This is a genomic window from Nonomuraea sp. NPDC049480, from assembly GCF_044465905.1.
Classification (GTDB): domain Bacteria; phylum Actinomycetota; class Actinomycetes; order Streptosporangiales; family Streptosporangiaceae; genus Nonomuraea.
This window is the reverse complement of record NZ_JBITMD010000013.1, coordinates 282,022-306,942: the sequence shown is the minus strand read 5'-3', so window position 1 is coordinate 306,942 and position 24,921 is coordinate 282,022. Positions and strand designations below refer to the sequence as shown.

General features: G+C 68.0%; 24 protein-coding genes. 11 read left to right on the top strand and 13 right to left on the bottom strand.

Annotated elements, in window-relative coordinates; all coding sequences use genetic code 11:
• The first annotated feature begins 466 nt into the window (after positions 1-466).
• The 4 genes from ACIBX3_RS34020 (at position 467) to ACIBX3_RS34005 (ending at position 4,131) form a co-directional block, all read left to right on the top strand.
• A complete protein-coding gene (locus ACIBX3_RS34020; RefSeq protein ID WP_397124240.1) occupies positions 467-829 on the top strand; it encodes a hypothetical protein in 363 nt (120 codons plus the stop codon).
• A gap of 333 nt (positions 830-1,162) precedes the next feature.
• A complete protein-coding gene (locus ACIBX3_RS34015; protein ID WP_397124238.1) occupies positions 1,163-2,020 on the top strand; it encodes a phosphotransferase family protein in 858 nt (285 codons plus the stop codon).
• Positions 2,017-3,381, top strand: a complete 1,365-nt coding sequence (locus tag ACIBX3_RS34010) for an MATE family efflux transporter (RefSeq protein ID WP_397124236.1) — start codon at positions 2,017-2,019, stop codon at positions 3,379-3,381. The genes ACIBX3_RS34015 and ACIBX3_RS34010 overlap by 4 nt, the downstream gene beginning before the upstream one ends.
• A gap of 429 nt (positions 3,382-3,810) precedes the next feature.
• Positions 3,811-4,131: a GYD domain-containing protein gene (locus ACIBX3_RS34005; protein ID WP_397124234.1), complete on the top strand. Its 321-nt coding sequence runs from the start codon at positions 3,811-3,813 to the stop codon at positions 4,129-4,131.
• A 98-nt stretch (positions 4,132-4,229) separates the two neighbouring features.
• Here the strand turns inward: ACIBX3_RS34005 and ACIBX3_RS34000 are convergent, their stop codons facing one another.
• The 12 genes from ACIBX3_RS34000 to ACIBX3_RS33945 all read right to left on the bottom strand — a co-directional run bounded on the left by ACIBX3_RS34000 (position 4,230) and on the right by ACIBX3_RS33945 (position 17,924).
• Positions 4,230-4,994: a hypothetical protein gene (locus tag ACIBX3_RS34000; protein ID WP_397124232.1), complete on the bottom strand. Its 765-nt coding sequence runs from the start codon at positions 4,992-4,994 to the stop codon at positions 4,230-4,232.
• Positions 4,995-5,316: 322 nt separating this feature from the next.
• A complete protein-coding gene (locus ACIBX3_RS33995) occupies positions 5,317-7,242 on the bottom strand; it encodes an ABC transporter ATP-binding protein/permease (protein ID WP_397124230.1) in 1,926 nt (641 codons plus the stop codon).
• A gap of 382 nt (positions 7,243-7,624) precedes the next feature.
• Entirely contained in the window at positions 7,625-8,269 is a 645-nt protein-coding gene (locus tag ACIBX3_RS33990) for a helix-turn-helix domain-containing protein (RefSeq protein ID WP_397124228.1), read from the bottom strand.
• Between the two features lie 35 nt (positions 8,270-8,304).
• Entirely contained in the window at positions 8,305-9,624 is a 1,320-nt protein-coding gene (locus tag ACIBX3_RS33985) for an ammonium transporter (protein ID WP_397124226.1), read from the bottom strand.
• An 88-nt stretch (positions 9,625-9,712) separates the two neighbouring features.
• Positions 9,713-10,816: an N-methyl-L-tryptophan oxidase gene (gene solA, locus ACIBX3_RS33980; RefSeq protein WP_397124224.1), complete on the bottom strand. Its 1,104-nt coding sequence runs from the start codon at positions 10,814-10,816 to the stop codon at positions 9,713-9,715.
• Complete coding sequence (locus tag ACIBX3_RS33975) at positions 10,813-12,129, bottom strand: FMN-binding glutamate synthase family protein (RefSeq protein WP_397124222.1); 1,317 nt, start codon at positions 12,127-12,129, stop codon at positions 10,813-10,815. The genes solA and ACIBX3_RS33975 overlap by 4 nt, the downstream gene beginning before the upstream one ends.
• A 12-nt stretch (positions 12,130-12,141) precedes the next feature.
• Positions 12,142-12,816: a hypothetical protein gene (locus ACIBX3_RS33970; protein WP_397124220.1), complete on the bottom strand. Its 675-nt coding sequence runs from the start codon at positions 12,814-12,816 to the stop codon at positions 12,142-12,144.
• Positions 12,804-13,691, bottom strand: a complete 888-nt coding sequence (locus ACIBX3_RS33965; RefSeq protein ID WP_397124218.1) for a hypothetical protein — start codon at positions 13,689-13,691, stop codon at positions 12,804-12,806. The genes ACIBX3_RS33970 and ACIBX3_RS33965 overlap by 13 nt, the downstream gene beginning before the upstream one ends.
• A gap of 13 nt (positions 13,692-13,704) precedes the next feature.
• Complete coding sequence (gene glnT, locus ACIBX3_RS33960) at positions 13,705-15,039, bottom strand: type III glutamate--ammonia ligase (protein ID WP_397124216.1); 1,335 nt, start codon at positions 15,037-15,039, stop codon at positions 13,705-13,707.
• A gap of 255 nt (positions 15,040-15,294) precedes the next feature.
• A complete protein-coding gene (locus tag ACIBX3_RS33955) occupies positions 15,295-15,828 on the bottom strand; it encodes a flavin reductase family protein (RefSeq protein ID WP_397124280.1) in 534 nt (177 codons plus the stop codon).
• 5 nt (positions 15,829-15,833) lie between these two features.
• Positions 15,834-16,265 (bottom strand): ester cyclase, encoded by a 432-nt coding sequence (locus tag ACIBX3_RS33950; RefSeq protein WP_397124214.1) that lies wholly within the window; start codon positions 16,263-16,265, stop codon positions 15,834-15,836.
• Between the two features lie 18 nt (positions 16,266-16,283).
• Positions 16,284-17,924 carry a BCCT family transporter gene (locus ACIBX3_RS33945; protein ID WP_397124212.1) on the bottom strand — a complete coding sequence of 547 codons (1,641 nt, stop codon included), beginning with the start codon at positions 17,922-17,924 and terminating at the stop codon, positions 16,284-16,286.
• Positions 17,925-18,238: 314 nt separating this feature from the next.
• Here ACIBX3_RS33945 and ACIBX3_RS33940 point away from each other — a divergent pair, with 314 nt between their 5' ends.
• Genes ACIBX3_RS33940 through ACIBX3_RS33915 form a run of 6 tightly spaced genes read left to right on the top strand, consistent with a single transcriptional unit; the run spans position 18,239 to position 23,161 of the window.
• Positions 18,239-19,378, top strand: a complete 1,140-nt coding sequence (locus ACIBX3_RS33940) for an LLM class flavin-dependent oxidoreductase (RefSeq protein ID WP_397124210.1) — start codon at positions 18,239-18,241, stop codon at positions 19,376-19,378.
• Positions 19,378-19,992 carry an amino acid synthesis family protein gene (locus tag ACIBX3_RS33935; protein WP_397124208.1) on the top strand — a complete coding sequence of 205 codons (615 nt, stop codon included), beginning with the start codon at positions 19,378-19,380 and terminating at the stop codon, positions 19,990-19,992. Before ACIBX3_RS33940 ends, ACIBX3_RS33935 begins: the two co-directional genes overlap by 1 nt.
• Positions 19,989-20,540 carry an amino acid synthesis family protein gene (locus tag ACIBX3_RS33930; RefSeq protein ID WP_397124206.1) on the top strand — a complete coding sequence of 184 codons (552 nt, stop codon included), beginning with the start codon at positions 19,989-19,991 and terminating at the stop codon, positions 20,538-20,540. Before ACIBX3_RS33935 ends, ACIBX3_RS33930 begins: the two co-directional genes overlap by 4 nt.
• A complete protein-coding gene (locus ACIBX3_RS33925) occupies positions 20,537-21,313 on the top strand; it encodes an alpha/beta fold hydrolase (RefSeq protein WP_397124204.1) in 777 nt (258 codons plus the stop codon). The genes ACIBX3_RS33930 and ACIBX3_RS33925 overlap by 4 nt, the downstream gene beginning before the upstream one ends.
• The gene (locus ACIBX3_RS33920) at positions 21,300-22,799 is read left to right on the top strand and encodes an aldehyde dehydrogenase (RefSeq protein ID WP_397124202.1); all 1,500 of its coding nucleotides are present in this window, start codon (positions 21,300-21,302) and stop codon (positions 22,797-22,799) included. The genes ACIBX3_RS33925 and ACIBX3_RS33920 overlap by 14 nt, the downstream gene beginning before the upstream one ends.
• Positions 22,796-23,161 carry a cupin domain-containing protein gene (locus ACIBX3_RS33915; protein WP_397124200.1) on the top strand — a complete coding sequence of 122 codons (366 nt, stop codon included), beginning with the start codon at positions 22,796-22,798 and terminating at the stop codon, positions 23,159-23,161. Before ACIBX3_RS33920 ends, ACIBX3_RS33915 begins: the two co-directional genes overlap by 4 nt.
• A 7-nt stretch (positions 23,162-23,168) precedes the next feature.
• Here the strand turns inward: ACIBX3_RS33915 and ACIBX3_RS33910 are convergent, their stop codons facing one another.
• Entirely contained in the window at positions 23,169-23,846 is a 678-nt protein-coding gene (locus ACIBX3_RS33910) for a GntR family transcriptional regulator (protein ID WP_397124198.1), read from the bottom strand.
• A gap of 506 nt (positions 23,847-24,352) precedes the next feature.
• Between ACIBX3_RS33910 and ACIBX3_RS33905 the strand changes: the two genes are divergently transcribed.
• Positions 24,353-24,700 carry a VOC family protein gene (locus ACIBX3_RS33905; protein ID WP_397124196.1) on the top strand — a complete coding sequence of 116 codons (348 nt, stop codon included), beginning with the start codon at positions 24,353-24,355 and terminating at the stop codon, positions 24,698-24,700.
• Positions 24,701-24,921: the final 221 nt, after the last annotated feature.

The following is a 24,921-nucleotide window of genomic DNA, read 5'->3' as shown; positions in this document are numbered from 1 at the left end:
GTCGCAGAGGTTGGCAACCGGGCAGTGTCGTAGCTGGTCGCGGGCAACGCAGAGAAACCTCCCATGATGTCGATAAGACCGATCGCAGACTGCTCAACGGCTGCTCATTTCCATTCGCTAGCCATCGCATCTCATGTGGCGCAGCGGCGGTATTACACAAGGGAATGCACACATACTACGCATAACGGCACTAGGTAAAGACAGTGCGGTTTCTCTGTGGTTGCTCGCACGTCCACGGCGCTGGACGGCACGCACCATCACAGGCCGACACGGCGGCACGGTAAATCCTGTCCACAGCATCACAAGACGACATTTTTCGGTAGCGACCAACGCCAATCGAGCCAACTCATAATCCGTGGGTCGTGGGTCCAAGCCCTACCCGCCCTACCGACATCACCGGAGGTCAATGGCCTGATTTGGACAACGTCTGCGGGTCGAATATGATCACTTCAAGATCATGTTCCCCGTGTTCCCGCATCTCATTATGCGGCGGCCCACCTTCAATCGTCTCCGCGCGTCACAGCGGTTCGTTATCGATGACCTCCGCCACCATGCGATCAGCGAGTCGAGGGGGGCACAGGTGGCGCGGATCATCGAGCGAACGGCCAAGAACAGGGCGAAGTCCTGGCTGGTCAAGTGGCGTATCGGCGGCGACAGGAACGGCACAGAAGACTTCGAGACCTGCTACGACCGTCAGGTCGCCGATGACTTGGCCGCGCTGGTCACGCTCAGCGGCGAGAACCGGCCCCACGGCTATCCCAAGGGCTGCCATGGCATCCACACAACATCCGCCAGGATGATCACCAGCGTCGGCAGAGCGAGCAAGTAGTTCCACAGCAGACGGCATATCGGACACAATGGCCGGGATTGCCCACACCTCTAACAAGATCAAGCTGGACGATCAAGAATGGTTTATGAGCACCCGTCTCAGTTGTACTTTCGATCATCCTTCGGCGCCCGTTCCCGTCCGGCGCAATCTCCGCTCGTACCCCACCTTTGTGTCATGACCACGCTGAACACGTGAGGACTGATGGAGAGCATCACCAAGAATCGGCAGCCGGTCGAGACGATTCGCGCGATGGTCGCCCGTGCCTACGGGCCGGAGCAGGTGCCCGACGCCGATGAGGACTGGGTCAGCGAACTGGGTCACGGCTGGTTCAACGTGGCCTATCGGATCCGGCTGCGATCCGGCGCACAGGTCGTACTCAAGATCGCGCCGCCGCCGGACGTCGAGGTCATGACCTACGAGCGCGGAGCCATGACCACCGAACTGGCGGCACTGCGGCTGATCCAGGAGAACACCAAGGTTCCGGTGCCGGCGGTCGACTACGCGGATCAGACTCACGAGCTGTGCGACGCCGACTACTTCTTCATGGCGTACGTCGACGCGGACAACCTCAGCGTCATCCGGGAATCGTTGTCGCGGGCGCAGTTCGACGCGTACGACGAGGCTCTCGGCGCGATCACCCGCGAGCTGAACCAGATCCGGGGCGCGGCCTTCGGACCGCTCGCCGGGCCGGGCGAGCGCAGCTGGCGGGCGGCGTTCCTACGGATGATCGAAGAGCTCCTGGGTGACGGCGAGCGGCGCGGCGTCAACCTGGGCTGTGGCTATGACGTCGTCCGCCAGGTCGTGGCCGCCCATGCGGATGCTCTGGACGAGGTGACCGAGCCCCGGTTCGTCGAGTGGGACCTGTGGGCCGGCAACTGCATGGTGCGCGATGGAGAGATCATCGCGATCCTTGACCACGAGCGGGCGTTCTATGGCGATCCGCTGATGGAGTACGGTTTCACCGCGAGCGAGTTGAGCGCTTTCGGGGACTCGGCTGCGTTCATCCGCGGCTACGGCCACGAGCCGTTCACCGGCGGCGAGCGGGTCCGCCGCCGGCTCTACAACCTTTACCTCGTCCTCGTCCAGATCATCGAGACGAACTTCCGGGCACACACCAGCACCGAGCAGTACGACTGGGCGTGTGCACGCCTGCGCGAAACCATGGCCATGCTCGACGAGCGCGCGGGTTGACGGGGGCCGAGCGCCCGCAGCCTCCGCTCGACGCGACCGCCGCCCTCGGCACCGCTCAGCTCGGGCGGCTGCTTTGGCACACCTGCTCGCAGACCACGCTGTCGGTCGGTGTGTACGGCATCTACGCCCTGACCAACGCCTGGTTCGTCGCGCACGGGGTCGGCGCGGAGGCCATGGCCGCGGTCAACCTCGCCGCCCCGGTCCTGCTCGTCCTCGGCGCGGTGTCGACCACGGTGGGAGCCGGCGGCGCGTCCCTGGTGTCGCGGCGGCTCGGCGCGGACGACCCGGCCGGCGCCGCGCGGGCCGCCGGCAACGCCTTCACGCTCTACTGGCTGACCGCGCTCGCCGTCACCGTGATCGGCCTGTTCGCCCTGGAACCGCTGCTCACCGCGCTCGGCGCGGGAGAGGGGACCCGTGACCACAGCCGCGACTACACCGTGGTGTTACTGTGCGGCGCGCTGTCGTACACGGGGTTCTCCGGCCTGGTCCGCGCCGAGGGCCGACTGCGTTACGCCACCGCGCTCTGGGTCGTCGCGGTGGTGGTTCAGATCGTCCTCGACCCGCTGCTGATCTATGGTCTCGACATGGGCGTCCGCGGTGCCGCACTGGGTACCGTCGGCGGCCAGACGGTGTCGGCCGTGATGAGCCTGTGGTTCTTCTTCGGGCAGCGCCGCCGGTCATACCGGATCGGCGCCCGCGACCTGCGCCCGCACGGCCCGACCGTCTGCGCCCTGCTCGGCATCGGCGCACCGTCGTTCCTCGCTGGGCTCGGCGCGACCCTGCTGGTGGTGCTGGTCAACAACGCCCTGGCCGCCTCCGCCGGCGCGACCGCCCTGGCCGCCTACGCCGTCTGCGGGCGCATCCAGACCTTCGCCACCATGCCGCAGGCGGGCATCAGCCAGGGGCTGCAACCCATCGTCGGCTACAACGCCGGGCGCCGCCTGGGCGACCGCGTGCGCCGTGCCCGCACCCTCGCCCTGCGCGCCACCGTCGGCTATGGCGTGCTCGCGGCCGTCACCCTCGTCCTGTTCGCCTACCCGTTCGCCGGCATCTTCGTCGACGAACCCGCCGTCACCGAGGCCACTGCGAACGCCCTGTGCATCATCGCCATCGGCATCGCCGCCGCCGGCGTCGCACCCCTCGCGTCGGCCTACTTCCAGTCGCTCGGCCACGCCCGGCCGTCCTATCTGATCTCCCTGGGCACGCTGCTGCTCATCAAGATTCCCCTCGTGCTGGGCTTCAGCTCCCTGGGCGAGACCGGCATCTGGATCAGCCTCGCCGCCGGCGAGCTCGCCTCGGCCGCGCCGGCCGCGATCCTGCTCTACCGCCATCGCGCGCGCATCCAGCCCGCTCAGTCATGAGCGGCGTGATCTCCACCACCAAAGCAACACCACGACGACGGCTGGGACGAACAGCAGCGGTCCTGCCGCCCCGATCCCGAACACGAGCAGCCCGATCACGCCGGCGACCGCCATTGCCGAGAGCCGAGGCCGCCCCTTTGCCGGCCTTGGCTGCTCGACAGGTGACGGCGGCAGCGGTTCCCATAGCCGGCCGCAGTCCGGGCACCGCCACGGCTCAGCGTTGGCCGCGTCGGGGCGTCTGCAGACGTGCGTGAACTCAGGGTCGGTCATGACGCCCATCCCTCCTGGTGTCGTCGAGGTCGAGCAGGCTCACGGCTCACCGTCCCCGGTTGCCGGAATGCAGCCCTTTGGCTGGGCTTACCGTCAACCGGAGCTGAGAACTTCGATCCACGTGACCGCATTCGGACGGTAGTACGGGAGGGGTTCATCATGCCCAAATACCTCATTCAGGCCACCTACACCGCGGACGGCCTCAAAGGAGTGCTCCGCGATGGAGGCACCGGACGGCGCCAAGCCGTGGAGCGGATGGCGGAGAGCGTCGGCGGCCGGGTCGAGCAAATGTACTTCGCGTTCGGCGAGAACGACGCGTACGTCATCGTCGACATGCCGGACAACGTGGCTTCAGCCGCGGTCGGGTTGGCGGTGTCGGCAGCCGGTGGAGCGCGGGCGAGAACGGTTGTCCTGTTGACGCCGGAGGAGATCGACGAGGCCGCGAGGAAGCAGGTGGAGTATCGGGCCCCTGGTGCGTGATGGCGGCCCTCCCGTGGGGTGAGGGCTGAGGTCATCCATAGGTGTCATTCCTACGCATCCCACATGAAGCCGCAGGCCCTGACGCTACCGCCCCTCGGTCAACGAGCCAGCGCCCGGCCGAGCAACCGCACCGCCTCGCGCGAGACCTCCTCGGCGTGGGGGGCGCTCACGCCCGCGCCGTTGAACGGTCCCCACGAGGAGAAGTAGGTGCCGTTGCCCCAGGTCTCCACCTGGGCCTCGGCGAAGCAGCCAGACAACCCGCCGCGCAGAGCGGGAGAGCGGGACATGAGGCGATCCGAGACGTACAGATCCCCCAGCCCGTTCCGTGACCTGGCGAGCAGCCGCGGTGTGGGCATCGACATCTCGATGCCCACGGCGCCGTACAGGGGATCCACCTCGTCACACACGCGCCGCATCAGCGCCACGAACCGCTCCCCCCGCCTCCTCGCCCGCCGCCTCTCCGCGCCGGTCCAGAGCTCGTCCGGAATGCCCAGCGGCCCGGCGTCCGCCAAGACGGAGACGGTATGATCGGCGCCGCTGTCCGACCAGTCATAACCGGCGACCATCGCCCCGACCAGCTCGTGCCGCAGGCCGACCCTGACGGCCCGCAGCTCAGGGTCGGCATCGCTGACGACGGCCGCCGCACGCGGCAGGGGGAGGTCCGTCTCGTAGTAGTCCGCGCCCAGGTCGCTCACCAGCTCGAACCGGCTGTCCCGCGGAGCCACGCCGAACACCCCTGTCAGCCCGCCCGCGCCGCGGCCGACCGCCGCACACACCTGCGACAGCAGCAGCCTCTCTCCGTGCTCCGAGTAGAGCCCGAACGACAGGTGCGGAGGTTCCGGGGACAGCGGACTACTGGGCATGGGGACGTCCTACTTCAGGAGGCTGAGGATCCGGCGAAGCTGCGCTTGATTGGGGACGGCCGTCATCAGGCGCCCGCCGGCACGGGCGAACTGCACGAAGAACCACTTTCCGTCCACACGCATCAGGTGCCCGTAGGTCCCGCCCGGTCTCGGATCAGGAAGCGCGCCCGGCAGCCGGAGTCCTGCAGGTCCATCTGTCCCTTCCGAGAGCACAGATGCATGATCGCCCGGGACAGTATCACCACGGAGACGCGCACGCACGTCCTACGGACCAGGTCACCCGATGAGCGGCCGCCGATGATCGAGTACGACTCCGTCGTTGTTACGCACGAGCGGGCTCCGGTTCGTCGTCTCCCAGCGGACTGAAGCGCCATTCGCCTTCGCCGAGCAGCTCGAGTTCGTGGGTGTGGTGCCGCTCGACCGTCGAGCGGTGGCTGACGCTGACGACGATGGTGTCGGGCAGCTGTGACCGCACCAGGTGATAGAGGATGAACTCCAGGTTCTCGTCCAACGCCGAGGTCGACTCGTCGAGGAACACCACCTTCGGCTTCGTCAACAGAATCCGTGCGAACGCGATCCGCTGCTGTTCGCCCGGGGAAAGCACCTTGGCCCAGTCCTGCACCTCGTCGAGCCGGTCCACGAGGTGCGACAGCGCAACCTTTCGCAGTGTGCTGCGCAGGGTCTCGTCAGCGACGGTGCCTTCTTTACCGGGATATGTGACGACAGCGCGCAGGTCGCCCAGCGGTACGTAGGGCAGCTGCGACAGGAACATCGTCTCGTTGGGTCCGCACGGCCGGGTCAGCGTGCCGGTGGTGAACGGCCACAACTCGGCGAGGCTACGCAACAGCGTGGTCTTGCCGCTGCCGGATGGCCCGGTGACGACCAACGTGTCACCCACTTCGAGCCGCATGTCGAGCGGCTTGATCAACTGCCGTCCATCGGGGGTGCGGACCTCGACGGCCTCGAGCTGAACAGTCCCGTCGACGCCGGGCAGCGTCGTCACCTCCGGCAGCGCCCTGGCCTCTTCGTTGGCGACGACCAGACCGTGAAGCCGGATGATCGCCGCCCGGTACCCGGCGAAGGCGTCGTAGGCGTTGCGGAAGAACGAGAGGCCGCTCTGGATCTCGTTGAACGCCGATGCCGACTGGGTGAGATCGCCGAGGCGGATCTCGGCGGCGAACAGCCGCGGCGCCTGCAGGAGATAGGGCAGGGGCACGATGCTCTGGCTGATCGCGTAGTTCCAGGCGTTGAAGCCGATGGTCCTGTTCAGATACCGCTTGTAGTTGGTGACGACGGGGGCGAACAGACGCCGCAGCCCTGAGCGCTCCGCGAGCTCGCCGCGGTAGAACGCCACCGCCTCCGACGCATCGCGCAGGCGCACCAAGGCGTAACGGAACGCCGCGTTGAACTTCTCGTTTCGGAAGGCCAGCCAGATGATCGGCTTGCCGATCCAGAAGGCGATGACGGAGGCGATGAGGACGTAGACCAGCCCGATCCAGAACATCGCCCTGGGGATCTCGACCCCGGAGATGGAAAGCGTGCCCGAGAGATTCCACAGGATCGCTGTGAACGACACGATCGAGGTGACCGCGGAGATCGCGCCGAACAACAGCGTGCTGGACGTCCCCCCGTTGCTCGGAAGGTTGGGCAGGGGGCCGTATCCGGCGGTGACCAGGTCGATGTCGGACTGAATACGCTGGTCCGGGTTGTCGATGGTGTCGTCGATGAATCGCGACCGGTAGTAGGCCTTACCGCCGAGCCAGTCTCCGGTCAGCCTGTCGGTGAGCCACACGCGCCAGGCCAGCACGAACCGCTGGAGCAGGAACAGATCCAGCAGCACCCGGGCGATGTGTATCGCCGCCAGGACGCAGAAGACCCACAGGGACATCCAGAAGCCGTGTTCGCCGGAGACTTTCACCGGAGTGTCGTTGACGGCGATGCCCTGAACCGCGACCTGGAGGCTGGACAGCATGTCGTTGCCCTGGTAACTGAACAGCACGTCCAGCCGGACGCCGGTGACCACCGACAGCAGTAGGGTGCCGAGCCAGAGCCAGACCTTGACGCTCCCCGGACCCGTGAAGTACGCACCGGTGATGCGCCAGAATTGCCTGCCCCACGTCGTGAAGAGGCCAATCAGCACGAGAATCACCAAAGTGCATACCGCGGCGATCGCCCATGCTTTGGCGATCCACACCAGCGATGTCCAGATCTCAGCGCCCCAGTCGAGCGTCGGGGTGAACAACTCCATTCCGGCAACATATAGGCACAGAGTGTGACGAGCGCCTTTGGGAGCTCAACTCGCGGGAGAGTGTCGCTCGAGTCGCCATATGGTGATGTCCCAGGTGAAGACCCTGGCCTCGCTCTTGCGCGTCGTCGGGCCGGACGGTTCGGCACAGTCCGAACCGCCGAGGATCGGCCGTCGTCGGCGATGCGCGTGGACGCCCTTCGAGACCTGAAGGTGTACGACGAGGGCGACATGGAGATGTTCTCCGGAGACGCCGAGCGCCCGCATGCGCCGCGTTTCGCCGCGCATGCGGTCGCTGCTCACGAGCGATCGGGACAAGGGGCATTCAGCCCTCCCCCCGACCTCGGCATTCGCACCACGTAGCCAGGCAGTTTCCGCGGCCCCGTCACTCGTCGGGATGGTCCCCGAAGGCGGTGACCGACAGGAAGCGAATGGGCAGCTCCACCAGTTCTTGCGGGCCGTGCGTGCCTTCCCCGTCGAGTTGGAGGGCGTCGCCTGGGCGCATGGTGTAGTGGGCCTCTCCGTGTCCGTAGACCATCACGCCTTCGAGCATGTAGATGAGCTCGGTGCCGGGGTGCTGGAAGAGCGGGAAGACCTCGCTGGACTCGGTGAGGGTGACGAGTACGGCTTCCATGCGCTTGTGCGGACCGCGCAATGCTCCCAGCAACTCGTAATGGTGGCCGACCCGGCTGCCCCGCCGGCTGATCTGCGCCCCGTGGCCGGCCGGGACATAGACGGCCTCACGCTCGGCGTCGACACCGCGGAACAAGGCGGTGACCGGGATGTCGAGGCCGAGAGCGAGCCGGCCGAGGGTGGTGAGGCTGCATGAGGTCTGAGCGTTCTCGATCTTGGAGAGCATGGCCTTGGAGATGCCGACGCGTGCTGCCATGTCGCCTACGGACAAACCTGCTGCTATGCGATATTTGCGCACTTGCCGGGCGATGACGGCCTCCAGATTCGCGGTTTCGCGTGCCTGGCTGGGGTCTATCTCCCGATCCGGGAGGTCGTGTTCCTCGTGAGCGGTGGCCATACCCTTCATTCTGCCGAATTCAACGGCGTTTCCTGTCAGGAGACGTCCACCGGTCGCGCTGCCGGTGCGACCATGGTCACGGGCGTGCGGGAGCCATCGCCACCGAGCGCACCGGACAACTCGTACGCGCTCTCCGCGTGGAGGTGAATGTCCAGGCCTTCCTGCTCTGCCTCCTCCGAGGCCCGCAGGCTCATCACCTTGTCGAGGACCATGGCGATGATCCAGGTGAGGACGAACGAGTAGACCAGAACGGCGACGACCCCGACGGCTTGGGCGCCGAGGAGACCCAGGCCGCCGCCGTACAACAGGCCGTCCCGGCCGCTCGGCGCCTCGGCCGTGCCCAGGACACCGACCAGGAGGGTGCCGACGACACCGCCCACCAGATGGATGCCGACCACGTCCAGGGAGTCGTCGAACCCGAATCTGAACTTCAGCCCGACCGCCAGGGCGCAGATCGCGCCCGCGACGGCGCCGAGCGCCAGCGCGCCGAGCGGGCTGACGGCGCCGCAGGAGGGAGTGATGGCGACGAGCCCGGCGATGGCGCCGGAGGCGGCGCCGAGGCTGGTGGCGTGGCCATCGCGGATCTTCTCCACCAGCAGCCAGGCCAGCAGCGCCGAGCACGTGGCCGCGAAGGTGTTGAGCACGACGACGGAGGCGGCGTTGCCGGCAGCGAGCGCCGAGCCTCCGTTGAACCCGAACCACCCGAACCACAGGATGCCCGCGCCCAGCATGACGAACGGCAGGTTGTGGGGGCGGGACTGCTGGGCGGGCCATCCGGCGCGCCTGCCGAGGACCAGGACCAAGGCAAGGGCGGCGGCTCCGGCGTTGATGTGCACAGCGGTGCCGCCGGCGAAGTCGACGGCCTTGAGCTGGTTGACGATCCAGCCGCCGACCACGCCTTCGCCGTCGAAGGCGAACACCCAGTGCGCGACAGGCAGGTAGACGATAGTCACCCACAGGCCGGTGAAAACCATCCAGCCGCCGAACTTCATCCGGTCGGAGACCGCCCCGCAGATCAGCGCGGTGGTGATGGCCGCGAACAACGCCTGAAAGGCGGCGAAGAGCGCCGGGGGAATGGTCGCGTCCGGAGCCTCTTTGATCAGGCTGCTCATGCCGAAGTACTCGCCGACGTCGCCGAGCAGCCCGGCCTCGCCGATCGAGTTGCCGAACGCGGCCGAGTAACCGTAGAGCACCCAGATGACGCCGACGAGGGCTACCGCGCCGAAAGTCATCATGATCATGTTGAGTACGCTCTTGGCGGCCCCCATGCCGCCATAGAACAGGGCCAGTCCCGGCACCATCAGGCTGACGGCGGCGGTGCTTGCGAGGATCCAGGCAGTGCTTCCAGCGTCCATCCGCACTCCGAAGTCCAGGTATAACGACGGGAATCGTCATTTCATGTCAGTTAACAGACGGTGTGTTACGCAGGGTCGGCGCGGACCGTTAACTCGTGGTTTCGGTGCGGCGCAGGGCGAAGCGGGGATGCGGTTCGGCCTTGCCGAGTGCCAGGTCGGCGGCCATCCGGCCGATCAGCGGGGCGAACTTTGCGCCGTGCCCCGAGCACGGCGACGCCACCACGACAGGGCCGGTCCTGTCCAGGATGAAGTCCTCGTCCGGCGTGACGGTGTAGAGGCAGCTGGCCTCGGCGACGGGCACCGGGTCGAGGCCGGGCAGCCATTTCTCCACCCAGGCCGACACGGCGGCCCGGGAGGCGGGGTTCACGACGCCGTCTCGGGTGCTCGCGGTGGTGGGTGTACCGCCGTCGTGCTGGGCGACCTTGATCGCGGGCGCCGCCCCCCCGTCGCCGCCCGACGGCAGGCCGTAGATCTGCATCTCGTCTTTGGCGACCAGGATCGGCCAGGCCTGGCCGGGGTCGCGCTGGCGGAAGTGGAACACCTGCTGCTGGGTGACCCGCAACGGCGGCAGGCTGAGCGGCACCCCGATGCCGCCCGCGAGCTCGGGCAGCCACGGCCCGGCCGCCACCACGACCGCGTCCGCCGTGAGCTCCGCCCCGTCGTCCGTGCGCACCCGCGCGCCGTCGCGTACGTCGATGCCGGTCACGCGGGTGTGCGTGCGCACGTCGGCGCCGAGTTCGGCGGCCCGCCGCACGCATGCCGCCACCGTGGCGTCCGCGTCCACCACCCCGGCCTCGGGGTGGAACAGCACCGGACCGTCGAAACGGAAGTTCGGCCAGCGCTCCCCGGCCGCCTTCGCGGGCACCAGTTCGTGCGGCACTCCGGCTGCCGCCAGCACCCGAGCCAGGCGCTGCGGGTCGCGGCCCGCGCCGAAGTCGATGCCACCGGTCGTGCGCAGCAACGCCGTGCCGGAGTCCGCTTCCAGCTCGCGCCAGCACTCCCCTGCCTGGCCGGTCAGCTCGATGTAGAAGGGGTCGGCGTAAGCGCGGCGGAAGATCCGCGACGTGCCGTGCGAGCTACCGTTGCGGTGCCCGATGCCGTACGCCTCGATCAGGGTGACCTGGACGCCGCGACGGGCGAGCTCCCAGGCGGCGGCCGCGCCCGTCAAGCCCGCGCCGACGACGACGATCATGGGCGGGCTCCAGGGATCCAATCGGTGCCCGCGAGCGGGACACGGGCCATGGCCGCGGACTCGATGGTCAGCGCGACCAGGTCCTCGGGTTCGAGGTGGTGCAGGTGCGACTTGCCGCACGCGCGGGCGATGGTCTGCGCCTCCATGGTGAGGACCCGCAGATAGTTGGCCAGGCGGCGGCCCCCTTCGACGGGGTCGAGGCGGGCGGCCAGTTCGCCGTCCTGAGTGGAGATGCCCGCCGGGTCGCGGCCGTCCTGGTAGTCGTCGTAGAACCCGGCGGCGGACCCGAGCACGCGGTACTCGGCGTCGTACCGGGGATGATTGTCCCCGAGCGCGATCAACGCCGCAGTGCCGATCGCAACCGCATCCGCGCCGAGAGCGATGGCCTTGGCCACGTCGGCCCCGGTCCTGATGCCACCGGAGACGATCAGCTGGACCTCGCGGTGCACACCGAGCTCTTGCAGGGCCTGGACCGCCTGTGGGATGGCCGCGAGGGTCGGGATGCCGACATGCTCGATGAACACCTCCTGCGTGGCCGCGGTCCCGCCCTGCATACCGTCCACCACGACCACGTCGGCGCCGGCGTGGACGGCGAGCTTGACGTCGTAGTACGTGCGGGTGGCGCCGACCTTGACGTAGATCGGCTTCTCCCAGTCGGTGATCTCCCGCAGTTCGCCGATCTTGATGGCCAGGTCGTCGGGCCCGGTCCAGTCAGGATGCCGGCACGCGCTGCGCTGGTCGACGCCGACCGGCAGTGTCCGCATGCTGGCGACCCGATCGGTGATCTTCTGTCCGAGGAGCATGCCGCCGCCGCCCGGCTTGGCGCCCTGGCCCAGAACTACCTCGATGGCGTCGGCCTTGCGCAGGTCGTCCGGGTTCATCCCGTAGCGGGACGGCAGGTATTGGTAGACGAGGTGTTTGGACTGGCCGCGTTCCTCGGGGGTCATGCCGCCGTCGCCGGTGGTCGTGGAGGTGCCTGCCGCGCCGGCACCGCGACCGAGCGCCTCCTTGGCGTTGGCCGACAGCGCGCCGAAGCTCATTCCGGCGATGGTGACCGGGATGTCGAGGCGCAGCGGGTACTTCGCGTGGCGGGTGCCGAGCACGACGTCGGTGTCGCAGCGCTCGCGGTAGCCCTCCAGGGGATAGCGGGACATGCTCGCACCGAGGAACAGCAGGTCGTCGAAGTGCGGCAGGCGACGCTTGGCACCACCGCCGCGGATGTCGTACACGCCGGTGGCGGCGGCCCGCTGGATGGCATGGATGGTGGCGCGGTCGAACGTGGCCGATTCACGCAACTCCGAAAGGTCCGTCATGACATTCCCCTTCTAGTACGCGTTGTCGACTCGGAAGTTGTAGAGCCGCCGCGCCGAGCCGTACCGGCGGAAGGCCGCCGGATCCTCGTCCAGCTCGGCCAGCTTCAGCAGCTCGGCCAGCTCGGTCAGGTGCTCGTCGCGGACCGGCTTCTCCACGCAGTCGGCGCCGAGCGACCTCACCGTGCCCTTGACGTAGATGCGGGCCTCGTACACCGAGTCGCCCAGCGCGTCGCCGGCGTCCCCGCACACGACCAGGCGGCCCGCCTGGGCCATGAAGGCGCTCATATGGCCGATGCTCCCGCCCACCACGATGTCGGCACCCTTCATGGAGATGCCGCAGCGGGCGGCGGCGTCGCCCTCGACCACCAGCAGCCCGCCATGCGCGGTCGCCCCGGCCGACTGGGAGGCGTTCCCGCGCACCCGGACCATGCCGGACATCATGTTCTCCGCCACTCCCACGCCGGCGTTGCCGGCGATGGTGACCGCGGCGCGCTGGTTCATCCCGGCGCAGTAGTAACCGACATGCCCCTCGATGTCCACGGCGATGTCCCGGGTCAGGCCACAGGCGACGCTGTGCGCGCCACGCGGGTTGAGCACCCGCCACGTCCGCGCCGGGTCCGGCGCGTGCAGGGCCTGATTGAGCTCGCGCACCGAGGTCGTCGCCAGGTCCACGGTCAGCGCGTCCACATGTACACCTCTTCCGGCTCGGGTTCGAAGATGTGGGCCGACTCCACGCCGGGGAGCACGGCCAGCGCCCGGTATTCGGAGGCCATCGCGACCCACTGAGGGGTCTCGGCCACCAGAGCGGGCTTGCAGGCGATGGCGTCCCGTACCACCGCGAAGGAGTCGGCGGTGGTGACCAGCAGCGTGTAGAAGCCGTCGAAGCGCTCGCACAGCAGCCGCAGCGCCTTGTCCAGGTCGGCGCCCCGGGCCAGGTGATGGGCGACGAAGCGGGCGCCCACCTCCGAGTCGTTGTCACTGTCGAAGACGACGCCCTCGGCCCGCAGCTCCCGCCGGATGGTGGCGTGGTTGGCGAATGACCCGTTGTGCACCAGGCACTGGCCGGGGCCGACGGAGAATGGGTGCGCGCCCTCGGGCGTCACCGCGGACTCGGTCGCCATCCGGGTGTGGCCGACGCCCTGCCAGCCCTGAACCCGTACGAGGCCGAAGGCCCGGGCGAGGTCGCCGGGGTGCCCGATGCCCTTCAGCACGGCGACCTCTTCTCCCGACCCGATGACGGTGGCCCGCGGCAGTGCTTCAAGCAGAGCCTCGACGAGCACCTCGAGGCTCACCTGCGCTTGCACGACGGTTGTGGGACCCGCGTCGATCGCCACCGCATCGGGAATGCGCCCCTCGAGGGCCGCCTCGACAGTGGCGGCGTCGGTGTCCAGCAGCGAGACCACCGTGCGGCCGGGCGGAGTCAGCCGCGGATCGCCGTAGACGGCGACGCCCGCCGAGTCCGGGCCACGCTCCACCATCTGGCCGAGCATCGCGGCCAGCATCTCCCCCAGCCGCGGATAGAGCCCGGGCTCCCGCAGATGCAGCCCGACAATTCCACACATGCACGTGACCCTTCTAGAAGGCGGTGAGGTAGCGGTCGAGCTCCCATGGGCCGACTGTGCCGTGCCAGTCGAAGAACTCCTCGCGCTTGGCCGCGCCGAAGTACCCGCTGACGCCCGGTCCGGCAGCGTCCAGGGCGCCGCTGATCACCGTGCTGGCCGCCAGCGCCTCGACGGCGTGCAGCAATGTCGGCGGCAGCTCCGGGCGGGCGGCGATGGTCGACGCCTCCCCCGGTTCTCCCGGGTCGAGGGCACGTTCGATGCCGTCAAGGCCGGCGGCCAGCGCGGCGGCCGCGGCCAGATAGGGGTTGGCCGAACCGTCGCCGCCGCGCAGCTCGATGCGGTTGCCGTCGGGCACGCGGACGAAGTGGGTGCGATCGTTGCCGCCGTACCCGGCCCGGCGCGGTGACCAGGTGGCGCCGGAGCGGGTGGAGGTGGCGCCGGTGCGCTTGTAGGAGTTGACGGTCGGCGCGATCACCGCCTGCAGCGCCCCGGCATGCTCCAGGATGCCGCCGATGAAACCGTAGGCCAGCGGCGACAGGCCCAGCCCACGCCGGTCGGAGGTGTCGGGGAAGGCGGGGTCGGCGCCGCGCCACAACGACAGGTGCAGGTGCATGCCGCTGCCGGTGCGGTCGGTGAACGGCTTGGGCATGAAGGTCGCGATCATGCCGCGCTGCTCGGCCAGCATCGAGACCAGGTAGCGCATGGTGATCACGCGGTCGGCGGTGGTGAGGGCGTCGGCGTACTTGAAGTTCTGCTCGAACTGGCCGTTGCCGTCCTCGTGGTCGTTGGCGTAGTTGCCCCAGCCGAGCGCGTTCATGGCTTTGGACACGGCCGTGAGGTGGTCGTACATGCGGGTCAGGCCACGCGCGTCGTAGCAGGGCTGGGCGGCGGTGTCGCGGGAGTCGGCGGTCGCCAGCGCGCCGTGCTCGTCCTGGTTGACCAGGAAATACTCAATTTCCGCGCCCACGGCCAGGGACAGGCCCAGCGTGTGGGCGCGCTCCAGGACGCTGCGCAGGATGATCCGCGGCGCGTACGGCCACGGCTTCCCGTTGACGTGCGGGTCGCAGTGCACCAGGGCCAGCCCGGGCCGGATGAACGGCAGGGGGGTGTAGGAGGCGGCGTCCGGGATGGCGATGACGTCGGGGTCGCTGGGCCGCTGGCCGAGCAGTCCGGCGGCGTATCCGGCGAACCCCACGCCCTCGTCGCGGAACTCCGCCATGGCCTCGATCGGCACGAGCTTGGCACAGGGTTTGCCGGCCAGGTCGACGAAGACGGCGAGGATGAACTCGATTTCGTCGGCTCTTGCCAGGGCGTCTAGGTCGAGGGGTGTTGTGGCGGCTTCTGTCATGGGGGACTCCAGGCGGGTGTTTACTGATAAGAATCAGTGTTGCCTGATAGTGGACAGTGCCTGTGTTACCGCAGTGTTTCCGTTGCGCAAGCACCCGGTTGCAGCGCACCGAGCAGGCCTGGGACACGCCGGGAGGCGGGCTGATGATGCCGGAAGCGGAGGTTGTGCCGGTTCCTGGCCGGCCGTTTGCCGCCCCGCACGATGTTCACCCGCCCGGCCCGCGCGGCGACCAGCCGTGCCGGCAGTTTCAACCCCTCACCCGGCGGAGGACGGTTCACGAGGCGTCAACGGAGTCAGCTGCGCACCATCGTAGAACCTGCCCGCGCTGTAGATCATCGAAGGTTTCGCGGTCACGCCCGCATCGACGACGAGGCCGATGAAGATCGTATGTGTGCTCGCCTGGAGCCGCTCCCGGATTTCGACCTCCATGTACGCGCTGCTGCCCTCGATCAAGGGCGAGCCGCAGGCACCCGGGCGCCAATCGACGCGGGCGAACTTGTCGGGAGCCTTGGTGGCGAATGTCGAGACCACGTCGAGTTGGTCGGCGGACAGGATGTTGATCGCCAGGTGGCAGGACGAGAAGAGCGACTCGTACGTGGACGAGGTCCTCTGCACACAGATCATCACGAGCGGCGGGTCGAGGGAGATGCTGGAGAAGGCGTTGACCGCGAGACCACGAGGCCGGCCCTCGTCGCAGGTCGTCACCACCGTGACCCCGGTGACGAACTGCCGGTTGACCCGCTTCAGCACGTCCGCGTCGAGCCGGACGTTCTCCGGCTGGTTCTCCATTTCCGTCACCGCTGCTCCCCCACTGTGAGGACGCCCAGAGCGCTCAGCAGTTCGCGTGCGTCCCATGTGACCCATTCCTCGACGATCATGTCGCCGTCGAAGAGCGCGAAGGTGGCTCCCGCGACCGTGACCGGCTTCTTCGTAGGCGGAACGCCCATGAAGAAGCCGGTGTGGGTGCCGGAGCTGCGCCAGCGCACGGCCAACCGGTCGCCCTCTTCGACGATCTCTTCCACCACCGTCGTGAGGTTGGGGAAGGCCATCCGCGAGGTGAGGATCAGCGCCTTGAGCTCCTCGCGTGTCTGCCCTTCGATCGACGACCTCGTGCGGCGACGGTAACGAGGGCTCAGCAGCGAGTCCAGCGCGTCCACGTCGCCGTGGTCCCAGGCCGCTGCCCACGCCTTGAGCAAGCGCTGCTTGCGTTCACTGCTCGGCGCCATCACTGCGCTCCTTTCTGGTCAGCGCGCCGGCGCGGAAGGGACCGCCCCGTCGGCAATGCCCTGAACGGTCTCGTAACCGTCGACGGCCGCCTCCGTCGAGGCAGGGATCGCCTGCCGCGCCGGATGGTCGGCGCTCAGGTCTTTCCAGAAAGAGACGGCCAGCCCCGCGATGATCACGACGAACGGTGCCGACGTGACGATCACCGTCTGCTGCAGCGCGTTGAGGCCACCGGCGAGAAGGAGCACCACGGCCGCCGCGCCGGTCAAGGCTCCCCAGGTGATGAGGATCGACCTGCGCGGGTGGAGCGAGCCGTCCGACGACAACATGCCGAGTACGTAGGTGTTGGCGTCCGCGCCGGAGACGAAGAACATGACCACCAGGATGATCGCGACGACCGAGGTGACCTGTGAGAGCGGAAACGCGTCCAGCGTCGCGAAGAACGCACTGTTGAGGTCCTTGGCGGTGGCCTCGGCGATGTTGCCGCCCCGGAACATGTCGAGGTGGATCGCGGTGCCGCCGAACACGGCGAACCAGGTGAAGAAGACTGCGCTGGGAACGAGCAGGACACCGAGGATGAACTCCCGGATCGTACGGCCCTTCGAGATGCGCGCGAGGAACACGCCGACGAAGGCGCCCCAGGACACCCACCACGCCATCATGAAGTAGGTCCACCACTGCATCCACTCCAGGTCGCCGAAGGCGCTTCCCTGCAGGCTCATCCGGAAGAAGTCACTGCCGTAGGCCCCCAGCGACTCGACGTACAGGTTGGCCAGGAAGACCGTCGGGCCCACGATCAGCATGAAGCAGAACAACGCGCCCGCCAGCCCCATGCTGGTCTGGCTGAGGAACTTGATGCCCTTGTGCACGCCGGTCACCGCGGAGAGCGTGAACAGGGCGGTGACCGCGGCGATGATGAGCACCTGGGTGACAGTGGAGACCGGAATCCCGAAGAGCGAGCCCAGACCGTTGTTGACCTGGAGCGCCCCGAGGCCGAGGGACGTCGTCGTGCCGAACAGCGTGGCGAAGATCGCAAGTACGTCGATCAGCTTGCCGGCCGCGCCGTCCACCCTCGCGCCCAGCAGCGGCCGGAAGAGCTGGCTGACCAGGCCGCGGCGCCCCTTCCGGAACGTCGAGTAGCCGATCGCGAGGCCGAACACCGCGAAGACCGCCCAGGCGTGCAACCCCCAGTCGAAGTAGGAGTACTGCAGGGCGAGGACGGCCGCCTTCTTGCTGCCGGCTTCGGCGAGCCCATGAGGCGGCGTGGCGAAATGGGACATGGGCTCGGCCACGCCGAACGAGATCAGGCCTATGCCCATCACCGCGGCCAGGATCATGGAGTACCAGGCCCTGTTGCTGAATTCGGGACGATCGTCCTCGCGTCCGAGCCGCACCTTGCCGAAACGGCTGATCGCCAGGAAGACCAGGAAGAAGAGCAGCCCCATGGTGATGACGAGATAGGCCCAGCCGAACGTGCCCGTCACCCAGTTGAGTGAGGCCGTCGTGACGTCGGTGAGGTTCTCGGTGAACATCACCCCCCACACGACGAACAGCGCCGCGACAGTGACCGACGTCCAGAACACGCCGCCCAGGCGTCCACCCGTCTCATGCCGCTGCTGCGCGCCTGCGCTGCTTTCACTCGAAGAGTTGCGACTGACCATTTGCTCTCCCTGGTTAGCGGTGCCGAATTCCCCGCCTTCGCTCTTGTATGGCAGATGACGCTAGGCATGCCAAGGTGGCATGTCAATAGAGTGGGTATGGCGGCATCCACGGCGTTGCGCCCATCGCATGAGCTGTAGGCTCATCACAGCAGCTCTCATCAAGTGGTGGGGGCGCGTTCGAGCAGTCCGAGGGTTGACGTCCCACACCGGCGCGACCTATGGTCCGTACCATGCCAGAGGAGAACGTGCTTGAGTCTGGCATGGCACAAGCTGCATACGCCGTGAGACCCCTGGCATACAGAAAGGACGCACTGATGCGTTTCTCGATCTTTCATGGGTTGGGAGCTCCCGGCCGACTGGGCGAGTACGACAAGGTGATGAGCGAGGCACGGGAGTTCGCCATCGCCGCTGAGCAGGCCGGCTTCTGGTCCGTCTGGTATACCGAGCACCATTTCGGCCATGAGGGTCAGGAGCTGACCCCGAACCCGGTCCTCATGGGCGCGGACATCGCGGCTCGCACGCGGACCATCCGCATCGGCCAGGCGGCCAGCATCGTGACCTTCTGGCATCCCCTGCGCCTCGCCGAGGATCTGGCTCTCCTCGACCAGTTGTCCGGAGGCCGTGTGGAGGTGGGGGTGGGCCGCGGTCTCTACGGACGTGAAGCGCTCAACCTCAACGCGCTCGCCGATCCGCGTGACCAGCAGCAGAACCGAGCCCTCTTCGAGGAGACCCTCGAAGTGCTCCAGAAAGCCTGGAGCGGCGACTTCTTCTCGCACAAGGGGCGGTTCTTCGAGTTCCCCGCGCCCGGTGTGCGGTGGAACCATCCGCTGTCGCCGTCGACGCCCGACTTCACCGCCGACGGGGTGATCACCAAGATGATGGTGACACCCGCTCCGTTGCAGCAGAAGATGCCCCTCTGGCAGGTGATCGACTCGCCGCCCTCGATCGAGTGGGCCGCGCGCCATGGCGTCAAGGGCATCTTCTGGCTGCCGCCGGTCTCCGCGCTCAAGGGCCGTTTCGAGCTCTACCGCCGAGCCGCCGGCGAGGCGACCGGCAGGGAGCATGCTCTCGGCGAGGGCATCGCCCTGGTGCGTGACGTGTACGTCGCCGACACCATGGAACAGGCCAAGGCCGACTTCGAAGCGGCCGTGATGAACTCCTACGACTGGATCTGCCACTGGCGCGGCCTGGCCAACCTGATGGAGGACGGCGAGGAGCTGACCAGCGAGCACGAGCTGTCGTTCGACTTCCTGCATCCTCGCAACCAGCTCGTCGGCACACCCGACTACGTCGCGGAGAAGATCGCCGAGTTGCGTGACGAGCTCAACCTCCAGGATCTGTTCCTTTGGACCACCCATCCCGGCCTCGACCACGCCAAGGCGATGAACAGCCTCGAGCTGTTCGGCAAGGAAGTCATGCCGCGGTTCGCCGACACCCACCCCGCGGAGGCGTGATGTCGCTCCGCATCCGCAAGATCGTCACGTTCATGGAGGACCTGGAGGTCGAGCTCGGCCGCCCCGTGAACGGTCCGGTGCGCCGGGCCGCGGCCGCCGCCGTCCTCACCAACCCCTGGGCCGGCCGCGGCTACGCGCCGGACCTGCAGCCCGAGGTGCTCCAGCTCGCGCCGAAGCTGGCCACCGCGCTGAGCGGGCGCCTGATCGACGCGCTCGGCGGTCGCGAAGCGGTGGAGGCATTCGGCAAGGCGGCGATCGTCGGCCTGGACGGCGAGATCGAGCACGGCGCCGCGCTGATCCACACTCCATACTTCGGAAATCTCTTCCGCGAGCTCGTCGACGGGAGCTCCATCATCGTGTTCTCCGACGACCGCCTCCAGGCTGGAGAGCCGCTGACCGTGCCGATGTGGCACAAGGTCGAGGCAGCCACGCGCTCGCACTACCAGACCATCTCCGTACGCGTCGCGGAGGCGCCCCGTCCCGACGAGATCGTGATCGTGGCGGCCGCGTCTTCGGGCGGCCGCCCCAACGCCCGCATCGGTGACCGTACGTCCGACCCCCGAGTGCGGCTCGCGGACATCATCAACGACGACATGCTGGAGAGTGTGCAGTGAACATCCGGAAGATCGTGACGATCCGCGAGGAAGTCCTCATCGAGGGGGGACGCGCGGTCGAACCCGCCGCCACGATCGCGATCGTGGTCGCCGTGGTGGCCAATCCATGGGCCGGCCAGGGTTTCGTCGAGGACCTCGGCCCGGGCATCGACGCGACCGCGTCCGACCTCGGCAAGCTCCTCGCTCCCCGCGTGGTCGAAGCCCTCGGCATTCCGGTCGAGGCCTACGGCAAGGCGGCGATCGTGGGCATGAACGGCGAGATCGAGCACGGTTCGGCGCTGATCCACACCCTCAAGTTCGGCGACCACTTCCGCAAGGCCGCGAACGCCACCACCCTGCTTCCGGCCGTGGAGAAGCGCGCCCCCGCCGGCACGGTCTTCGACATCCCGCTCAAGCACATCACCGACGCCACCATCCGCTCTCACCACCAGAGTGTCGAGGTGCGTCTGGCCGACGCCCCCCACCCGGACGAGATCGCCATCGGGCTCGCCGCGGCCGGCCAGGGACGCCCGCACGCACGGCTCGCGCCGCTGTCGACCGAACGATGATCGGCTACGACGTGTGCGGCCGGGGACCGGCCGTCGTCCTGTTGCACGGCGTAGGCCTCGACCGATCGATGTGGGATCGCTGCGCGGCGCTTTTCGCCCGCCGGCTCAAGCTCGTCGCCGTCGATCTGCGGGGCCACGGGGCGTCGCCGCGCGCGGCGGCCGGCACGTCACTGGATGACCTCGCCGAGGACGTGGTAGGGGTCCTCGACGCGCTGGCTCTGCGGAACGTGCACGTCGTGGGCTTCTCGCTCGGGGCGCTGGTGGCGCAGCGGCTGGCGATCAGCCATCCGGACCGGGCCGTCTCGCTGACCCTGGTCAGCTCGGTCGCCGGCCGCGGTGAGCCGGAGCGGGCAGCGGTCCTGGCCCGACTCCGCTCGGCCCGCGATGACTGGCCGGCCACCGCGGAGGCGGCCATCGACCGATGGTTCTCCTCCGACCGGCGAGCGCAGGAGCCGGAACTCGTCAGCCACGTGCGCACCGTCCTGCTGCGCAACGACCTGGAGTCCTACCTCACCTGTTACGAGATCTTCGCCACCGCCGACGCCGACGTGTGGCCGGGCCTGCGCACGATCGCATGCCCTACCCTCGTGATGACAGGCGAGGACGACCCCGGTTCCACTCCAGAGATGACCCGACGGCTCGCAACCACGATCCCGGGAGCGGAGTCGATCATCCTCCCCGGCACCCGGCATCTCCTGCCGATCGAGCGCCCGCGCGAACTCTGCGATGCCGTACTGAACCACATCAAACGGACGGAATATGTCAGCCGTTAGCACGCCCCTGCCCCGCCGCGACCACTTCATCAACGGCGAGCCGGTCGCGCCTGCCGAGGGCGAATACTTCCCCAGCATCAATCCGACCACCGGGAAGGCATGGTACGAAGCCGCCCGCGGCTCGGCCGAGGACGTCGACCTGGCCGTCACAGCCGCCCGTAAGGCGTTCGACGTTCCCGCGTGGCGCGACCTGTCGCAGACCGCGCGAGGGCGGCTCCTCCGGAAGCTGGGCGACCTGATCGGCGAGAACGCCGAGGAGCTCGCACGCACCGAGACCCTCGACAACGGCAAATTGCTGCGTGAGATGCGCGCCCAGCTGGCGATGCTGCCCGAGTACTTCTACTACTACGCGGGCCTGGCCGACAAGATCCACGGCGAAGTCATCCCGGGCTCGGCCCGGACGCTCCTGAACTACACGCTGCGCGAACCGCTCGGCGTCTGCGGCGCGATCACGCCGTGGAACTCCCCGCTGATGCTGACCGTCACCAAGCTGGCCCCCGCCCTGTCGGTAGGCAACACCATGGTGATCAAGCCTTCGGAGCACACGTCGGCTTCGCTGCTGGCGCTGATGCCGCTGTTCGAGAAGGCCGGCTTCCCCGCGGGTGTCGTCAACGTGGTCACCGGCCACGGCGCCGAGGCCGGTGGCGCGCTGGTCGGCGATCATCGCGTCGCCAAGATCTCCTTCACCGGCAGCACGGCCACCGGAGCCCTGATCGGGAGGGCATGTGGCGAGCGGTTCATCAAGGCCACGCTCGAACTCGGCGGCAAGTCCCCGAACATCGTCTTCGCCGACGCCGACATCGCCTCGGCCTCGATGGGCATCGTGGCCGGCATCTTCGCGGCCGGAGGCCAGACCTGCGTCGCCGGCAGCCGCGTCTTCGTGCACGCCGACGTCTACGACGAGGTCGTGCAGCGTGTGTGCGAGCGCGCCGCCACCATCAAGATCGGTGACCCGCTTGAGAGCGCCACCGAGCTCGGCCCGCTGGCGATGGCTTCGCAGCTGGAGAAGGTGGAGCAGTACGTCGCGATCGGCCGCGAAGAGGGCGGCCGCATCGTCTCCGGAGGTCGCCGGCCTCCACTCGGCACGGGCGGCTACTTCTACGAGCCCACGGTGTTCGTCGGCACCGACAACACGATGAGAGTCAGCCGCGAGGAGATCTTCGGCCCGGTCGCGTCCGTCATGTCGTTCACCACCGACGAAGAGGCGATCGCGATGGCGAACGACACCTCCTACGGGCTCGCGGCCGGCGTGTGGACGAAAGACTTGGGACGAGCCCACAGGATGGCCGCCGCGCTGGAAGCGGGCACCGTGTGGGTCAACACCTACCGGGCCATGTCGCCGATGTCACCGCGCTCCGGCTTCAAGGCCAGCGGCATGGGCGTCGAGCACGGCACCGAGACGATCAGGGAGTACACCCGGCTCAAGTCGGTGTGGATCGAAACGAGCGACGAGCCCCAGGGCGATCCGTTCGTCCTCAAGTCGTGAACGGCGCCTCCCCCGACCCCGCCGGCGTCCCGATGGGGCCTGAGATGGCAGAGGGCGAGGCATGGTTCGCCGCACTCGGAGATCCCGCGCTGGTGCCCACCGGGGTCGTCTTCGCGCGGGTCCGCTTCGTGGCCGGCGCGAGGACGAGGTGGCACAGGCACGAGGGAGCACAGATCATCCGTTTCGAGGCCGGATCCGGCTTCGTCGAGATGCGGGGTGCGGGCATCGTCCGCACCCAGGCGGGCGACACCGTCACGGTCGCGCCGGGAGTCTGGCACCGGCACGGCGCGGCAGGCGGGTGCCACACCGCACACATAACGGTGACCTGGGGGGCCACGGTCTGGGAAGAGCCCGCGGATTAGCGGCTCCTCAGCGGGCAGCGGCGTCGAGTCCGGCCATCAGAGCTCGGTGGCTTGCGCGCACGTGCTCCCGCATGACGCGTTCGGCGCTGTCGCCATCCTTTGCGGCGATCAGTTCGACCACGTGGCGGTGCTCGGAGTCGGACTGGGTCAGTCTTCCAGGCTGCGCCAGAGAGGTGTGGACGAGGCGCTGGTAGGCCAGTTGGTTCATCAGAATCCGGTAGTGCGCCTCCAGTTTGGCGTTGTCGGCTCCAGTGATCAGCAGGTCATGGAACTCCTGCACCAGTGCGGCGTACCGGTCGCGATCGCCGGCGGCAACCGCAGCGTCCGCCGCCGCCACGTTGGCCTGCAGTGCGTCCAGTTCGGGCACCCGCCCTCGCTGGGCCAGCAATCGAGCCGCTGCGCCTTCGAGCAGCTCCTTCATCTGGAACAGTTCAGTGATCTCACGCCGGGAGGGTGCTCTGACGAACGTGCCGACACGAGGGCGGATCTCAACAAGGCCTTCGGTCTGCAGTTGCTTCAAGGCCTCACGCACTGGTGTGCGGCTCACCCCGAACGCTTCGGCCAGGGCGATCTCAGAGAGGTTGGTGCCGGGTTCGAGCTCACCGCTGATAATGCGCTCCCGCATCTCGGCGATCACCCTACTCTGGATGCTCAGTCCGTCGATGCGTTGCCGGCGCAGTGCCATGCTTGCTCTCCCGCAATTCTTTACGTGCCAGTATGTGGGCCCTTGTATGGTACACCGCTAAAGCGATAGTGAGTGCAGTCAATTGCGCCCTATCTTGTGATTTCCAGTGCACACTCTCGACGTGAGGATGCTCGCGCACTCCAAGCCTCCTCTCTGGTATACAACATGGCAGTGGTCCTACACGATCTCTCGGCTTCACCTCGGCCAGGCGACCCGGCGATCCCCAACCGCAGCGCGACGGCCTGTGTTGTTCGGCTGGTTGACGCTCCTCGCCCGGGGTGACGTCTTCAACGAGGTGGAGATCTTGGTCCTGCGTCGTAAGGTGTCACGCCCCCGCTGGACGGCTGCAACCTCGCCTTGCCGACCAAGTCAGGACGGGCGTTGCCCGCTCCGCGGGAAGCACGGTCCCCGCGCCTGACGCGAGCCGCGATGATTTCCGCAGACGCGCGGAGTCTATTCCTTTGGTGAGCCGGACCTTCCCGGCCCCAACGGAGAGGAGATCGACCGTGGCAGTGGGGATCTTCGCGGGCATCCCTGTCCGCGACTGCAAGAGCGCCGTGGACTGGTACACCAGGCTCCTCGGCAAGGATCCGGCGTTCTGGCCCAACGACGTCGAAGCGGTGTGGCAGCTGGCCGAGGACCGGTACGTGTACGTCATCGAGGACGCCGCTCGCGCCGGAGGCGGTGTGAGCATGATCTGGGTGGACGATCCGGGGTCCGAGGTGGACCGGATCGCAGGGCGCGGGCTGCGGCCGGTGGACATGGAGCAGCACGGCAACGTCTGTAAGTGGGTCTTCCGTGACGCCGACGGCAACGAGACCGGCATAGGGGGCGAGACTGCGTCTGCGCCCTGAAGACGCCGAGGCCTGCCGTATCGCTGGAGCAGCAAGGACGCGGGCTCTGGAACTCCTCCTTCCGGGGCCGTCTGATTCTCCTGACCCGTGGAAACTCTTCGACGCTTCCTAACGGTTGCCTCCACGCAGAGCCGATCACTACTCTGAAAGGGAGCGTGCGAGGGCGCTGCCAGTCCGCGGGCAGGGATTTTCCCACCTCGAGCAGCACGTCAACGCACTGG

Coding starts and splice junctions, on each gene's coding strand:
- ACIBX3_RS34005 (WP_397124234.1), top strand. CDS start 3,811: ATGCCCAAATACCTCATTCAGGCCACCTACACCGCGGACGGCCTCAAA.
- ACIBX3_RS34000 (WP_397124232.1), bottom strand. CDS start 4,994: ATGCCCAGTAGTCCGCTGTCCCCGGAACCTCCGCACCTGTCGTTCGGG.
- ACIBX3_RS33995 (WP_397124230.1), bottom strand. CDS start 7,242: ATGGAGTTGTTCACCCCGACGCTCGACTGGGGCGCTGAGATCTGGACA.
- ACIBX3_RS33990 (WP_397124228.1), bottom strand. CDS start 8,269: ATGGCCACCGCTCACGAGGAACACGACCTCCCGGATCGGGAGATAGAC.
- ACIBX3_RS33985 (WP_397124226.1), bottom strand. CDS start 9,624: ATGGACGCTGGAAGCACTGCCTGGATCCTCGCAAGCACCGCCGCCGTC.
- solA (WP_397124224.1), bottom strand. CDS start 10,816: ATGATCGTCGTCGTCGGCGCGGGCTTGACGGGCGCGGCCGCCGCCTGG.
- ACIBX3_RS33975 (WP_397124222.1), bottom strand. CDS start 12,129: ATGACGGACCTTTCGGAGTTGCGTGAATCGGCCACGTTCGACCGCGCC.
- ACIBX3_RS33965 (WP_397124218.1), bottom strand. CDS start 13,691: ATGTGTGGAATTGTCGGGCTGCATCTGCGGGAGCCCGGGCTCTATCCG.
- glnT (WP_397124216.1), bottom strand. CDS start 15,039: ATGACAGAAGCCGCCACAACACCCCTCGACCTAGACGCCCTGGCAAGA.
- ACIBX3_RS33955 (WP_397124280.1), bottom strand. CDS start 15,828: ATGGAGAACCAGCCGGAGAACGTCCGGCTCGACGCGGACGTGCTGAAG.
- ACIBX3_RS33950 (WP_397124214.1), bottom strand. CDS start 16,265: ATGGCGCCGAGCAGTGAACGCAAGCAGCGCTTGCTCAAGGCGTGGGCA.
- ACIBX3_RS33945 (WP_397124212.1), bottom strand. CDS start 17,924: ATGGTCAGTCGCAACTCTTCGAGTGAAAGCAGCGCAGGCGCGCAGCAG.
- ACIBX3_RS33940 (WP_397124210.1), top strand. CDS start 18,239: ATGCGTTTCTCGATCTTTCATGGGTTGGGAGCTCCCGGCCGACTGGGC.
- ACIBX3_RS33935 (WP_397124208.1), top strand. CDS start 19,378: ATGTCGCTCCGCATCCGCAAGATCGTCACGTTCATGGAGGACCTGGAG.
- ACIBX3_RS33925 (WP_397124204.1), top strand. CDS start 20,537: ATGATCGGCTACGACGTGTGCGGCCGGGGACCGGCCGTCGTCCTGTTG.
- ACIBX3_RS33920 (WP_397124202.1), top strand. CDS start 21,300: ATGTCAGCCGTTAGCACGCCCCTGCCCCGCCGCGACCACTTCATCAAC.
- ACIBX3_RS33910 (WP_397124198.1), bottom strand. CDS start 23,846: ATGGCACTGCGCCGGCAACGCATCGACGGACTGAGCATCCAGAGTAGG.